Below are 13653 nucleotides of genomic sequence, written 5' to 3'. Positions count from 1 at the left end.
AGGAAGCGCCCAATTTAGGTGAGGAGATTTTTTCGTCGGGGGGATAAGCATGCAGTTCCACAAAAACGGGTTTCATCCCGGCGATCCCCGTTTCGCCGATCCCCAGGACAGGGTGATACCGCCGCCCATCAAACGCCCCCTGCCCGCGGAAGTGGACGTGATGATCGTCGGCTGCGGCCCGGCCGGGCTCAATCTCGCCGCCCAATTATCGAAGTTTCCCAAGATCAGGACCTGCATCGCCGATATGAAGGATGATCGGCTGCTGGTGGGCCAAGCCGACGGCATGGCTTGCCGCACCCTGGAGATGTTTCAGGCCTACGGCTTCGCCGATCAGATCATCCAGGAAGCCTATGGCGTGAACGAGGTCACCTTCTGGAAGCCCAATCCCCAAGCGCCGACGGAAATCATGCGCAGCGACCGCATCCAGGATGTGGAGGATGATCTGTCGGAAATGCCGCATGTCATCATCAATCAAGCGCGCGTTCATGATATGTTTCTTGACGTCATGCGCCAGGGCCCGGCCAAGATCGAACCATTTTATTCACGGCGGCTGGCCGGTCTGAGCGTGGATCGGAGCGAACCGGATTACCCGGTGAGCTTGACTTTCGAGCGGGCCGTTACCCATTCCCAGACCTCCAAGACCCTGGAAACCGTCCGGACCCGCTATGTGGTGGGCTGCGATGGTGCGCGCAGCACGGTGCGCCAGGCCATCGGGCGGGAATTGGTCGGCGATGCGCTCAACCAGGCCTGGGGCGTGATGGATGTGCTGGTGGTGACCGACTTTCCCGATATCCGGCTGAAGGCGGTGATTCACTCCAATAACGAGGGCAACATGCTCATCATTCCGCGTGAGGGCGGATACATGGTGCGCCTCTATATCGAACTGGACAAACTGAAGGAAAATCAGCGCATTTCACGCGACGACATATCGTCGGACTATCTGATCGCGGCGGCCAAACGCATCATCGCGCCCTATGATCTGGACGTGAAGGAAGTGGCCTGGTGGAGCGTCTACGAGATCGGCCAGCGTCTGACCACGGCCTTCGATGATTCCGAGCCGGGCCGGGCACCGCGCGTGTTTCTCGCCGGCGATGCCTGCCATACCCACAGCCCCAAGGCGGGGCAGGGCCTGAACACTTCGGTCAACGACACCTGGAATCTCGGCTGGAAATTGGCCCATGTGCTGGACGGGCGCGCCCCTGCCGAGTTGTTGCTCTCCTATTCGTCCGAGCGCCAGGACATCGCCAGACAGCTCATCGATTTTGACCGCGAACTGGCTCGGATGTTCAGCGCCAAGCCCAAATCACCGGACAATCCCGACGGCGTCGACCCGGCCGAATTTCAGCGCTACTTCACCCAATTCGGTCGTTTCACTGCCGGAACGGCCATCCGCTATCAGCCCTCCGCCCTGGTGGGGGAGGGAAAGCATCAGGATCTCGCCAAGGGCCAGGTGCTCGGCATGCGCTTTCATTCGGCCCCGGTCATCCGGCTGGCCGATGCCAAACCCATGCAATTGGGCCATTGCATTGAGGCCGATGGCCGCTGGCATGTCTTTGCCTTCGCCGGCCAAGCCGCGCCCATGTCCTCGGACTGCGGTATCCGTGCCTTGTGCAACGTCCTGGACGGCCACGAGGCCTCGCCCCTTCGGCGCCACACCCCCGAGGGCAGCGACATCGACGCCGTCATCGATCTGCGCGCCGTGTTTCAGACTCCCCATCGGGATATGCGGCTTGAAACCCTTCACCCCCTGCTGGTTCCGCCCAAGGGCCGGTACGGCCTGAAGGATTACGAGAAAGTGTTCTGTCCCGATTTCAAAGGCGCCAGACATATCTACGACATGCGGGGAATCGACCGGGCTCGGGGCTGCCTGATCGTGGTTCGTCCCGATCAGTATGTGGCCGAGATCCTGCCCTTGGATGATCACGAAGGACTCAGCCGGTTCTTTGCCCGCGTGCTGAAAACCGTCTGAGCATTTCGTCGTTGGCCGGGAAAAGCAAAAAGCCGCGGTTTCCCGCGGCTTTTTGGCTGGTCCGATTGGAGCGGGCGAAGGGATTCGAACCCTCGACCCCAACCTTGGCAAGGTTGTGCTCTACCCCTGAGCTACGCCCGCTCTGATCGGCGTTTCCGCTGCCTCTCGGCTGCGGAGGCCCGGATAATACGAAAAGAATTGGCCGACGCAAGCACTTTTTCGCATGGTTTCTCCCCGACCGTTTTCCGGTGGGGTTTGGACTTGCCAGACAAGCGGCAACGGTCCATCTATTGCGGGTCAAAACCGCGACCATCGGGACGGAAACTGCCATGGACCTGATCTTCAATTCCGGCGCCAAAGGAGCCCCCGGCGCCGCCCAGGGCGTGCCGGGCGAACTGATCAAGGACACCACCACCGCCACCTTCGTGGCCGATGTCATCGAGATGTCCCAGAAGGTGCCGGTGATCGTCGATTTCTGGGCGACCTGGTGCGGCCCCTGCAAGACTCTGGGTCCCGCCCTGGAAAAGGTGGTGCGCGAGGCCCGGGGCGCGGTGCGCATGGTCAAGGTGGATGTGGACAAGAACCAGGACCTGGCGGCGCAGTTGCGCATCCAGTCGGTTCCCACCGTCTATGCCTTCAAGGGCGGCCGACCCGTGGACGCCTTCACCGGCGCCCAGCCGGAAAGCCAGCTTAAGTCCTTCGTCAAGAAGCTGATCGCCGGTGGCAATGCCGGGCCGACCATCGACGACTATATCGCCGAGGCCAGGCAGGTGCTGGAAGAGGGCGACCCCCAGACCGCCGCCGGAATCTTCAATCAGATTTTGCAAGAAGCCCCCGACAACGCTTCGGCCATGGCCGGGCTGCTGCGCTGCCTGATCGCGGTGGGACAGACCGAGCAGGCGGAATCCATGCTGAAGCGGCTGGCTCCCGAAATCGCGCGGCATGCGGATATCATGGCCGTGGCCACCGCTCTGGAACTGGCCCGTCATGCCGGTGGAGTGGGCGAGGCCGCCGAGCTGCGCCGCCGTCTGGCCGCCAATGCCGACGATCATCAGGCGCGCTATGACCTGGCCCTGGCCTATTACGCCGGGGGCGAGACCGAGGCGGCGGTGGACGAGCTTCTGGACCTGTTCAAGCGCGACCGCGCCTGGAACGAGGACGCGGCGCGCAAGCAGCTGGTCAAGATCTTCGAGGTCCTGGGATTTGCCCATCCCCTGGCCAAGTCGGGCCGCGCCCGGCTGTCCACCTTGCTGTTTTCCTAAACGCCTGGCCATGCAATCCGACCGCAAGCTGCGCATGGACGATCTGCCCCGCGACCTGCCGGTCTTCGCGGTGTCGGGGGCCATCTTGCTGCCCAAGGGCAGCAGCCCGTTCATGGTGTTCGAGCCGCGCTATCTGGCCATGGTCGATGATGCGCTGGGCATGGGCCGCATGTTCGCCCTGGTCCAGCCCAGGGATGAGAGGGATAAGAGCGGAACGGTCAAGGGGCTCTACGATGTCGGGTGCCTGGGACGGATCACCGCTTTCGGCGAAACCGGCGATGGCCGCTACCTGATCACCGCCGCGGGTGTTTGCCGCTTCCGCCTGTCGGGCGAGATGGAAGGCCGCGCCGGGTATCGCCGGGTCAGGGCCGATTACACGCCCTTTAGCGCCGATCTGGATGGCAGTGATTGCGGCCCGGTGGACCGCCGGGGTCTGTTGTCCATCGTTCGCGCCTATCTGGGGGGGCTTGGCATGAGCGCCGACATTGCCCAATTGGAAAAGGCCGACGACGCCGATCTCACAGTGCGTCTGGCCATGGCCTGCCCCTTTGCTCCGGCCGAGAAGCAGGCCCTGCTCGAAGCGGCCAGTCATGCCGAGCGCTGTCAGCTGATGACTGGCTTGATACAACGGGAATTGCTGAACGAAACCGGCGGTTCCTCCATTCACTAGGAGTGGTTTTCCATGCCCGAGCGTGTTTCGGCCTTCGATACCAAGCTGCTGGACATCCTGGTGGCGCCCGGCACCCACGCACCCTTGCGCTATGACGCGGCCGCCCAGGAGTTGGTGGACGACAAGGGCGGTCTGGCCTATCCCATCCGCGACGGCATTCCCATCATGCTGGCGGACGAGGCCCGCTCCATCGAGGGAGACCGGTCATGAGCCTGCCCGCCGAGCGGCCCTGGCCCGAGGAGATCAAGGTGGACAAGGCGGCCCGTACGCTGCGCGTCGCCTTCTCCGACGGCAAGACCTTCGTCCTTCCCGCCGAATTGCTGCGGGTGGAAAGCCCCTCGGCCGAGGTTCAGGGTCACTCTCCCGACCAAAGACAGGTGGTCTCGGGCCGCATGCATGTGGGAATCATCGGCGTCGAGCCGGTGGGCAATTACGCCATCAAGCTGGTCTTCGACGATCTGCATGACAGCGGCATCTATTCATGGGACTACCTCTATGGCCTGGGCGCCAACCAGGACGCCATCTGGGCCGATTATCTCGCCGAGTTGGAAGCCCTGGGCCTGTCGCGCGACCCGGCTCTGACCAAGGCTCCGGCCCCCAAGGCCCATGGTTGCGGCGGCGGTGGCGGGGCCAAGTCGGGCGGCTGCGGCTGTAGCTGACCACCATGTCCAAGACGACGCGGGCAACCCAAGCCCTGGACAAGGCAGGCGTTGCCTATGAAACATGCACCTATGCCTATGATCCGGATGCCGACAAAATAGGCATGCAGGCTGCCCAGTCCCTGGGCGTCAGCCCTTCCATGGTGCTGAAGACCCTGATGGTCCTGGCCGATTCCAAGCCCGCCTGCGTGGTGGTGCCCTCCGATTGCGAGGTCTCCATGAAGAAACTGGCCGCCGCCCTGGCGGCCAAATCGGCCCAGATGATGAAACCCGCCGATGCCGAGCGCCTGACCGGCTTCGTGGTGGGCGGCATCTCGCCCTTCGGCCAGAAGCGCGCCGTTCCCACTGTGATGGAACAAGCCGCCCTGGCCCATCCCCAAGTGTTCATCAATGGCGGCCAGCGGGGCTTGCAGGTCAAGCTGGCTCCCGCCGATGCCCTGAAGGCCCTGGGCGCCAAGGCTGCCGCCGTGGTGGCGTGATGCGCCTCTGGAATTCGATTCACCACGAAGGCACGAAGCAAAAGAAGGTAAGGGAAGGAGGAAGGCCTTTCTTCGCGAGCCTTCGTGCCTTCGAGCCTTCGTGGTGAAATTCGGCGTGATGCCGCCGATCTACAGCGCCTCGCCTTTCATCAGGCGGGGCAGATCGCCCACCAGGCCCATGGCGTGGCGCATGAAGAAGCGCTTGGTGTGGCCCAGCTGGTGGACGCCCGCCAAGCCGAGGCGCCGCGCATGCTTCAGCAGTTCCACATCATTGGAGAACAGCCTGTCCAGCCCGTCGGTGAGGCCCAGCATCAGCATGGTGTCGAAGCGGCGCCAGCGCTGGTAGCGCTCCAGCACGTCCGGCCCGCCGGGATCGAGGCCGAGCCGCAGGGCATCGGCGATCACCTCGGCCAGGGCGGCCACGTCGCGGATGCCCATATTCATGCCTTGACCGGCTATTGGGTGCATGCCGTGGGCGGCGTCGCCGATCAGGGCGAGGCGGTGGTCGATCATGGTTTCGGCGAATTGCAGGGTGAGCGGGTGGTGAAAGCGCGGACCCTCGACATGGATCTCGCCCAGGAAACCGCCCACTTTGGCGGCCAGCTCGGCGCGGAAGGCCTCGTCATCCTGGGCGCAGATGGCGGCGGCCACATGGTTGCTCTCGGTCCATACGATGCCGCTGCGGTTTCCCGCCAGGGGCAGGATGGCGAAGGGTCCGGCGGGCAGGAAGCGCTCATGGGCAATGCCCTGATGGGGCTTTTCATGCGCCATGATGCAGACGATGCCGCTCTCATGGTAGTCGCGCCGCGTCACCTTGATGCCCGCCTGTTGCCGCAGGACCGAGCCGCGCCCGTCGGCGGCCACCGCCAGGGCGGCGTGGATGACGCGGCCGTCTTCCAGTTCCGCCTCGACCCGGTGGGGCAGGCGCTCGAGCCGCTTCAATCGGGCAGGCGCCAGCAAGGTAACATCCGGCACCCGCGCCAGGGCACCCAGCAATTCGCGGCGGATGGCGGGATTGGGGACGATCCAGCCCAGGGGCTCGTCGCCGATATCCTGGTGGTCATAGTGCAAGAACAGGGGCGAACCGTCGTCGGTGACGCGGATCTCAAGGATTTCGCCCGCCTCGTCCTTCATACCCTCCCAGGCCCCGGTGGCGGCGATGACCTTGCGCGCCGTATAGGCGATGGCGATGGCCCTGGCATCCGAACCGGGGCGGGCGAGAATCTCGGGCGGGGCCGTCTCGATCACCGCCACGCGGATTCCGACCCGGCCCAGAAGCGTGGCCAGCAGAGCGCCGACCGGGCCGCCACCATTGATCAAGACATCGACGCGCAGGGGGGAAGGGCTGTTCATGAGACCTGTTCTGCCACCCTTGGCCGGTGGGTGCAAGCGGGGTATGCCCATAAGAATCGCCGAGGAAACAGGCAAATGAGGGTAAAAGGCGCTCAAGATTCGTGCGGATGATTTGAGGTGGCCCGCCCCAACACCTTGGGAAAGCGGCATTTTCCACTTATTTCAGATGAGGGCCTGATTTCGGCATGCCGCTTGAATGGGAAAGGGCAGCGGAACATTCGCAAGAAGGCTTGCGACCGATCAACTGTGATCCGTCTTTCGGCCCGCCTCAGGTATCGGCGGACTCCGCACCGGGACGACGGATCCCTGGAATTGCATGGGGACCCCAAGATGAAGCTGATCATGGCCATCATCAAGCCCTTCAAGCTCGACGAGGTTCGCGAGGCCCTGACGCCGTTGGGCGTCCAAGGCCTGACCGTGAGCGAAGTCAAGGGCTTCGGCCGCCAGAAGGGACAAACCGAAATCTATCGCGGCGCCGAATACGTGGTGAACTTCCTGCCCAAGGTGAAGATCGAGGTCGCCGTCAACGACGATCTGGTCGACCGCGTGGTGGAAGCCATCCAGACCGCTGCCCGCACCGGCAAGATCGGTGACGGCAAGGTGTTCGTCACCGAGATCCAGCAGGCCTACCGCATCCGCACCGGCGAAAGCAACGCGGAAGCGCTCTGACATTCTGCTTGGGCGATCCTCCCCAGACGCTTGGGTTCCAAGCGTCTGGATCAGGGGATCCGCCGCCAGCGGTGCAAGCCCTCAAGCCCGGAAGACCAAGGTCTTCCGGGCTTTTGTTTTGTCCGTTTTCACGTCCTTCACCTGGCGATTCTTCGGCGATAGGAGTATTTCCGGCACAATATTGGCCCAGCACAAAATTTGACCATGCCCTGATTTTGCTGCCCAAAACTTCATCATGGCGACGGCCATCCGAGGATCATCCTTGCTCCCTGGAAAAGGGAATCGCGTAAATCCGCGCCTTTGCGGCACTTGGCACGGTTCTTGTTAATGAACAGGCAGCCGATCGTGCCGAGGATCATAAATGGCCGGTCACATTCATTCGCTGAGCCGCTTCGGGGGTAAACATGAGCAATCGTTTGAAGTCCGTTCTGTTAAGCGTAGGCCCCGCGCTCGGCCTTACGCTTCTCGCCTCGGTGGCGGGTGCTGAAGAGGCCGCCGCTCCGGCCGCCGCGGCCGCTCCGGTGGTGCTCGATACCGGCGCCACCGCCTGGATGCTCACCTCCACCGCCCTGGTGCTGATGATGACCATCCCCGGCCTGGCCCTGTTCTATGCTGGCATGGTTCGCAAGAAGAACGTGCTGGGCACCATGATGCAGAGCTTCGCCATCACCTGCGTCGTCACCCTGCTGTGGGTGATCATCGGTTACTCCCTGGCCTTCACCGGCGAGGGTCCGTTCATCGGCGGTCTGGACCGCTTTCTGCTGAACGGTCTGGACAAGGCCGCCCTGGCCCTGCCGAACCCGGTTCCCGAATCGGTGTTCATGATGTTCCAGATGACCTTTGCCATCATCACCCCGGCCCTGATCACCGGCGCTTTCGCCGACCGCATGAAGTTCTCCTCCATGCTGGTGTTCATGAGCCTGTGGCTGCTGGTCGTCTACGCGCCCATCTGCCATTGGGTGTGGATGCTCGACGAGAAGGGTGGCGCCGTTGGTTTCCTGGCCAAGCTGGGCGTGCTCGACTTCGCTGGCGGCACCGTGGTGCACATCAATGCCGGTATCGCCGGTCTGGTCGCCTGCTTGATCCTGGGGCCGCGCAAGGGCTATGGCACCGACAACATGGCTCCCCATAACCTGTCGCTGTCCATCATCGGCGCCTCGCTGCTGTGGGTGGGCTGGTTCGGCTTCAACGCCGGTTCCGCCGTGGCCGCCGATGGCCGTGCGGGCATGGCCATGGCCGTGACCCAGGTGGGTGCCGCCGCCGCCGCCGTCTCCTGGATGCTGGCCGAGTGGGTGCTGCGCAAGAAGCCCTCCGCTCTGGGCATCATCTCGGGTGCCGTGGCCGGTCTGGTCGCCATCACTCCCGCTTCCGGCTTCGTGGACGTCAAGGGCGCCCTGGTCATCGGCCTGGTTGCTGGCGTGCTCTGCTACTGGGGCGCCACTGGCCTCAAGCATGCCCTGAAGTACGACGACTCCCTGGACGCCTTCGGCGTGCACGGTATCGGCGGCATCATCGGCGCCATCCTGACCGGTGTCTTCGCGGTCGAGAAGATCGGCGGCACCGCCGGTCTGCTGGAAGGCAACGGCGCTCAGGTCATGACCCAGGTCTATGGCGTGCTGACCACCCTGGTCTACACCGCCGTGGTGTCGTTCATCCTGCTCAAGGCCATCGACATGGTCATGGGTCTGCGGGTCACCGCCGAGGAAGAGCGTGAAGGTCTGGACATCGCCCTGCACGGCGAAACCGTCCACTGATCTTAAAAAGGCCTCGACCCGTCGCCGCGGGAGAGAGGTTGAGGAGAGCGTCGGGGAAACCCGGCGCTCTTTTCTTTTATGTGTCCCTCAGTCGCCGGGCGGGTTTCCGGCGAAACCCTTGGCTCTCGCGGCATAAGCCGCGCGGCCCCTTGGGCCTAACCGGCCCTGGGCAGGCCGGTGGATTGTTCTTGTCCCTCAGTCGCCGGGCGCGGATGTCGGGCCAACGAAAGTTTCTTGTGGGCTCCGCCCTGCGGCATAAGCGGCGCGGTTCAACTTCCCCCTGGGGCGAGAGCGGGGAATAGGGTAATACTCCAATGTTCTGCCAACGTTTGCCTCGGCCCGCGCAAAAGACATGACCATCGCTCCCCATCTCGACGCCCGTCTCGACGGTCTGCCCGACTATCCCTTCGCCCGTTTGGCCAAGCTGCTGGGCGGTCCCGCCCGGCCCGATTCCATCGTCATGTCCATCGGCGAGCCCCAGCACCGCCCGCCCGCCCTGGTGGCCGAGGTCCTGGCGGCCAATGCCTCGCTGTGGGGCAAATATCCCCCGGCCAACGGCCCGGCCGAACTGCGCCAAGCGGTGGCGGACTGGGCCGGGCGCCGTTACGGCCTGCCCCAAGGGTTGATCGATCCGGAAAAGGCGGTCCTGCCAGTGGCTGGCACCCGCGAGGCCCTGTATCTGATCGCCCAGACCGTGTGCGGCGACCGTGGCGGCCAACGGCCCCTGGTGCTGCTGCCCAATCCCTTCTATCAGGTCTATGCCGGTGCGGCGGTGATGGCGGGCGCCGATCCCGTCTTCGTGCCCGGCGCCGATGGCCCGGCCAGCCAGCCCGACTTTTCCACTCTGCCCCCCGATATCCTGGACCGCACCGCCCTGGCCTATGTGTGCAGTCCGGCCAATCCCCAAGGCTCGGTGGCCGATGCCGCTCTGCTGGAGCGTCAGGTTCAGACCGCACGGCGCCACGGTTTCGTCCTGGCGGTGGACGAGTGCTATTCCGAGATCTGGGACAAGGCACCGCCGCCCGGAGTTCTGTCCATCTGCGCCGCCCTGGGCGAGGGGCTCGGCAATGTCTTGATGTTCAATTCACTATCGAAACGGTCAAGCGTGCCTGGGCTGCGCTCTGGGATCGTGGTCGGGGATGAAAAGGTCATCCACGCCTTTGCCCGCCTGCGCTCCTATGGCGGGGCCGCCACGCCGCTGCCCATCGCCGCCGTTGCCGCCGCTTTGTGGCGCGACGAAGCCCATGTGAGGGAGAGCGGCGATCTTTACCGCGCCAAGCTGGATGTGGCCGAGCGTATCCTTGGCCAGCGTTTCGGTTTTTACCGCCCGGCTGGCGGCTTTTTCCTGTGGCTGGATGTGGGCGACGGCGAGGCGGCGGCGGTCAAGCTGTGGCGAGAGGGCGATATGCGGGTCCTGCCCGGCGCCTATCTGGCGGCCGAGGATTCCGAAGAGGGCAATCCGGGCAGCCGGTTCATCCGCGTTGCCCTGGTCCATGATCTGGCCACCACCGAGGCGGCGCTGGCCCGCCTTGCGGCCATTTTGGGGGGTTAAACGGAAAGATGGCGGCTCCATCGCGCAAAACCATGCCGTCGGGCGGGTTCCTGCCGCGCGGAACCGTGGATTTTCTGCGCCGCCGCCTGACCCAGTTGGGCGGTCTGGCCATGCTGGCCTTAGGCGCGGCCGGTCTGGCCGCCCTGGTTACCGCCGACCCCCATGATTCCAGTTTCGATACCGTCACCAGCGATCCGGTGATCAACGCCCTGGGCCGTCCTGGGGCCTGGTTCGCCGATTTTCTGTTCCAGGCGGTGGGCTGGGGCGGGGCCATTCTGGCCCTGACCTGGGTGGTCTGGGGTCTATTGGTGCTGATCAGGGTACGTCTGCCCGGTCGCTGGGCGCTGCGCCTGATGATATTGCCGCCCACCATGGTGGTTTGGGGGCTGGCCCTGGCGGCCCTGCCGCTTCCGGCCATGCCATCGCTTCCCGCCGGTCCCGGCGGTGCCTTGGGGCAGATTCTGGTCAAGGGCCTGGGTCTGGTGCTGCCGCCCGAATTCGCCTGGATCGCCGGTCCCGCCGCCCTGCTGGCCGGTCTGGGGGCCAGTGTCTTCGTGCTGGGCCTGACGGCTGCCGAATGGGCCGGATTGGGGCGGCGTTCCCTGGATATGGCCAGCGCTGCCGGTCAAGCGGCCTCGGCCCTGCGCGCCCATCCCTTCGCCGAGCAAGAGCCGGGCATCCGCCGCGTGGATCCGGTGCTGCGCCCGGTTCCGGCGCGGGCGCAGCCGGTGCCCATGCCGCCGCTGGCCGACGAGGACGAGGATGACGACGATCCCTTCGTCCCGCCACCCCTGGACTCCATGGCCGAGCCGCCGCCGCCCGCCGGTTCCCTGGTCCAGCCCAAGCGGCCGCCGGTGACGCCGGGCAAGCGCGAGCGCGCCGCCCGCCAGGGCACGCTGGATCTCGGGGCGCCGCCACCCGGTTCGGGCTATCAAGTGCCGCCGCTCACTCTGCTGGCGCCTGCGCCAGAGCAGGGCCAGACGCGCATCAACCAGGACGGCCTGGCCCAGAACGCCCGCCTTCTGGAAGAGGTGCTGTCCGATTTCGGCGTCAACGGCAAGGTGGTGAAGGTCCGGCCCGGCCCGGTGGTGACGCTTTACGAGCTGGAACCGGCGCCGGGGACCAAGACCAGCCGGGTGATCGGTCTGGCCGATGATATCGCGCGGTCCATGAGCGCGCTCTCGGTGCGCATCGCCACGGTTCCGGGGCGCAGCGTCATCGGCATCGAATTGCCCAACCAGAAGCGGGAAACGGTCTATTTGCGCGAGCTTTTGGCCGCCGAGCAGTTCGAGAAGGCCTCGGCCAAGCTGACTCTCGTGCTGGGCAAGGATATCGGCGGCGCGCCGGTGATGGTCGATCTGGCCCGCATGCCCCATCTGCTGATCGCTGGCACCACCGGCTCGGGCAAGTCGGTGGCCATCAACACCATGATCCTGTCCCTGCTCTACCGCCTGACGCCGGAAGAGTGCCGGATCATCATGATCGATCCCAAGATGCTGGAACTCTCCGTCTATGACGGCATTCCCCATCTGCTGGCCCCGGTGGTCACCGAGCCGGGCAAGGCGGTGGTGGCCCTGAAATGGGCGGTGCGCGAGATGGAAGACCGCTACCGCGCCATGAGCCAGTTGGGCGTGCGTAACATCGCTGGCTACAACCACCGTCTGGCCGAGGCCCGCGACCGGGGCGAGGTGCTGACCCGTACGGTGCAGACCGGCTTTGACCCCGATACCGGCAAGCCGCTCTACGAGGAACAGACCCTGGCGCTGGAGCCGCTGCCCTTCATCGTGGTCATCGTCGATGAGATGGCCGATCTGATGCTGGTGGCGGGCAAGGATATCGAAGCCGCCGTTCAGCGTCTGGCCCAGATGGCGCGCGCCGCCGGAATTCATATCCTGATGGCCACCCAGCGCCCCTCGGTGGATGTCATCACCGGCACCATCAAGGCCAATTTCCCCACCCGCATCTCCTTCCAGGTAACCAGCAAGATCGACAGCCGCACCATTCTGGGCGAGCAGGGCGCCGAGCAGCTGCTGGGTCAGGGCGACATGCTGTACATGGCCTCGGGCGGCCGCGTGACCCGCGTTCACGGCCCCTTTGTCTCCGACGACGAGGTGGAGAAGGTGGTCGAACATCTGCGCTCCCAGGGCGAGCCGTCCTATGTGGAGGCGGTGACCGAGGAAGAGCAGACGGAATTCGGCCAAGGCGGCGGCGAAGGCGGCGGGTCGGGCGATGATCTCTATGATCAGGCCGTGGCCCTGGTCTGCCGCGAGAACAAGGCGTCCACCTCCTTCGTGCAGCGTCATCTTCAGATCGGCTATAACCGCGCCGCCCGCCTGATCGAGCGCATGGAATCGGAAGGCGTGGTGGGCAAGCCCAATCATGTGGGCAAACGCGAAGTCCTGGCCCGCACCGGGGTCGAGTATTAAAAAATTTTCACCCCGAAGGCGCGAAGGCACGAAGGGAAGAACGAAGACCATATTTCTTCCATATTCTTCGTGCCTTCGTGGCGACTCACGATGACGGCGGCACAGGACTGAATGGGAACGAGAGACGATGGGTGGATTTAGATTCAGCGTGGCTGCGGTGTTGTGCAGCCTTCTTCTGACCACGGCCCAGGCCGCCCAACCGGCGCGCCTGCCCCTGTCCGCCCAGGACAAGGCCGATATCGAGCGGGCCGAGGACTATCTCAACGGCGTCACCACCTTGAAGGCCCGCTTTCTTCAGGTCTCGCCCAACGGCGCCTCGGTGGAGGGCGATGCCTATCTGTCGCGGCCGGGCAAGTTGCGGCTGCAATATGATCCGCCCAGCCCGCTGCTGGTGGTGGCCGATGGCAGCTTTCTCATCGTCCATGACCAGCAATTGGGCGAGCCCAGCTATATCCCGCTGGGCTCCACCCCGGCTGGTATCCTGGTGCGGCCCAATGTCCGGCTGAACGGTGGCGACGTGGCGGTGACCCGGGTGGTCCGCCTGCCCGGCGTGGTGCGCATCTCGGTGGTGGAAGCCGAAGACCCGGCCTCGGGTGAGATCACCCTGGTCTTCTCCGACAAGCCCTTCGCGCTGCGCCAGTGGCAGGTCAAGGATGCCCAGCATCAGGTGACCACGGTTTCGCTTTATCAGGCGCAAAGCGGCCTGACCCTGGATGCCAAGCTGTTCGAGTTCAAGAATCCCAAGTTCACCGCGCCGACTCTCAATACCGGCAACTGAGACATGCTTGTAGCGCATGGCGGCCATGCGTTACTGGCGCCTGTGAAGGGGGAAACGACTCCCCAGATTCCATGGAGCGCGG

The 13653-nt window shown here is 64.7% G+C and carries 13 protein-coding genes and 1 tRNA gene; 11 read left to right on the top strand and 3 right to left on the bottom strand.

The window, feature by feature from the left end; translation table 11 throughout:
* The first annotated feature begins 49 nt into the window (after nucleotides 1-49).
* Nucleotides 50-1969: an FAD-binding monooxygenase gene (locus CCC_RS16825; RefSeq protein ID WP_041042128.1), complete on the top strand. Its 1920-nt coding sequence runs from the start codon at nucleotides 50-52 to the stop codon at nucleotides 1967-1969.
* A 66-nt stretch (nucleotides 1970-2035) separates the two neighbouring features.
* On the opposite strand, the gene CCC_RS16820 is transcribed toward CCC_RS16825, so the two are convergent.
* Nucleotides 2036-2110, bottom strand: a tRNA-Gly gene (locus CCC_RS16820).
* A gap of 188 nt (nucleotides 2111-2298) precedes the next feature.
* On the opposite strand from CCC_RS16820, the gene trxA reads away from it, so the two are divergent.
* Genes trxA through ybaK form a run of 5 tightly spaced genes read left to right on the top strand, consistent with a single transcriptional unit; the run spans nucleotide 2299 to nucleotide 5039 of the window.
* Nucleotides 2299-3231: a thioredoxin gene (gene trxA / locus CCC_RS16815; protein ID WP_009870416.1), complete on the top strand. Its 933-nt coding sequence runs from the start codon at nucleotides 2299-2301 to the stop codon at nucleotides 3229-3231.
* 10 nt (nucleotides 3232-3241) lie between these two features.
* A complete protein-coding gene (locus CCC_RS16810) occupies nucleotides 3242-3901 on the top strand; it encodes an LON peptidase substrate-binding domain-containing protein (protein ID WP_009870417.1) in 660 nt (219 codons plus the stop codon).
* A gap of 12 nt (nucleotides 3902-3913) precedes the next feature.
* Entirely contained in the window at nucleotides 3914-4111 is a 198-nt protein-coding gene (locus tag CCC_RS16805; protein WP_009870418.1) for a Trm112 family protein, read from the top strand.
* Nucleotides 4108-4560 carry a gamma-butyrobetaine hydroxylase-like domain-containing protein gene (locus CCC_RS16800; protein WP_009870419.1) on the top strand — a complete coding sequence of 151 codons (453 nt, stop codon included), beginning with the start codon at nucleotides 4108-4110 and terminating at the stop codon, nucleotides 4558-4560. Before CCC_RS16805 ends, CCC_RS16800 begins: the two co-directional genes overlap by 4 nt.
* A 5-nt stretch (nucleotides 4561-4565) precedes the next feature.
* Nucleotides 4566-5039 carry a Cys-tRNA(Pro) deacylase gene (ybaK, locus tag CCC_RS16795; RefSeq protein WP_009870420.1) on the top strand — a complete coding sequence of 158 codons (474 nt, stop codon included), beginning with the start codon at nucleotides 4566-4568 and terminating at the stop codon, nucleotides 5037-5039.
* 129 nt (nucleotides 5040-5168) lie between these two features.
* Here ybaK and CCC_RS16790 read toward each other — a convergent pair whose 3' ends face one another.
* Nucleotides 5169-6392: a UbiH/UbiF/VisC/COQ6 family ubiquinone biosynthesis hydroxylase gene (locus CCC_RS16790; protein WP_009870421.1), complete on the bottom strand. Its 1224-nt coding sequence runs from the start codon at nucleotides 6390-6392 to the stop codon at nucleotides 5169-5171.
* A 330-nt stretch (nucleotides 6393-6722) separates the two neighbouring features.
* Between CCC_RS16790 and CCC_RS16785 the strand changes: the two genes are divergently transcribed.
* Nucleotides 6723-7061, top strand: coding sequence for a P-II family nitrogen regulator (locus CCC_RS16785; protein WP_008621271.1), 339 nt, complete (start codon nucleotides 6723-6725; stop codon nucleotides 7059-7061).
* Between the two features lie 81 nt (nucleotides 7062-7142).
* On the opposite strand, the gene CCC_RS22485 is transcribed toward CCC_RS16785, so the two are convergent.
* Nucleotides 7143-7310, bottom strand: a complete 168-nt coding sequence (locus tag CCC_RS22485; protein ID WP_160295543.1) for a hypothetical protein — start codon at nucleotides 7308-7310, stop codon at nucleotides 7143-7145.
* 155 nt (nucleotides 7311-7465) lie between these two features.
* Here CCC_RS22485 and CCC_RS16780 point away from each other — a divergent pair, with 155 nt between their 5' ends.
* The 4 genes from CCC_RS16780 (at nucleotide 7466) to CCC_RS16765 (ending at nucleotide 13571) form a co-directional block, all read left to right on the top strand.
* The gene (locus CCC_RS16780; protein WP_041042126.1) at nucleotides 7466-8815 is read left to right on the top strand and encodes an ammonium transporter; all 1350 of its coding nucleotides are present in this window, start codon (nucleotides 7466-7468) and stop codon (nucleotides 8813-8815) included.
* 352 nt (nucleotides 8816-9167) lie between these two features.
* Entirely contained in the window at nucleotides 9168-10367 is a 1200-nt protein-coding gene (locus CCC_RS16775) for an aminotransferase class I/II-fold pyridoxal phosphate-dependent enzyme (RefSeq protein WP_041042124.1), read from the top strand.
* Nucleotides 10368-10375: 8 nt separating this feature from the next.
* Complete coding sequence (locus tag CCC_RS16770; RefSeq protein WP_041042122.1) at nucleotides 10376-12793, top strand: FtsK/SpoIIIE family DNA translocase; 2418 nt, start codon at nucleotides 10376-10378, stop codon at nucleotides 12791-12793.
* 127 nt (nucleotides 12794-12920) lie between these two features.
* A complete protein-coding gene (locus tag CCC_RS16765; protein ID WP_041042120.1) occupies nucleotides 12921-13571 on the top strand; it encodes a LolA family protein in 651 nt (216 codons plus the stop codon).
* Nucleotides 13572-13653: the final 82 nt, after the last annotated feature.

The sequence above is a fragment of the Paramagnetospirillum magnetotacticum MS-1 genome (assembly GCF_000829825.1).
Classification (GTDB): domain Bacteria; phylum Pseudomonadota; class Alphaproteobacteria; order Rhodospirillales; family Magnetospirillaceae; genus Phaeospirillum; species Phaeospirillum magnetotacticum.
This window is presented reverse-complemented; position numbering and strand designations above follow the sequence as displayed.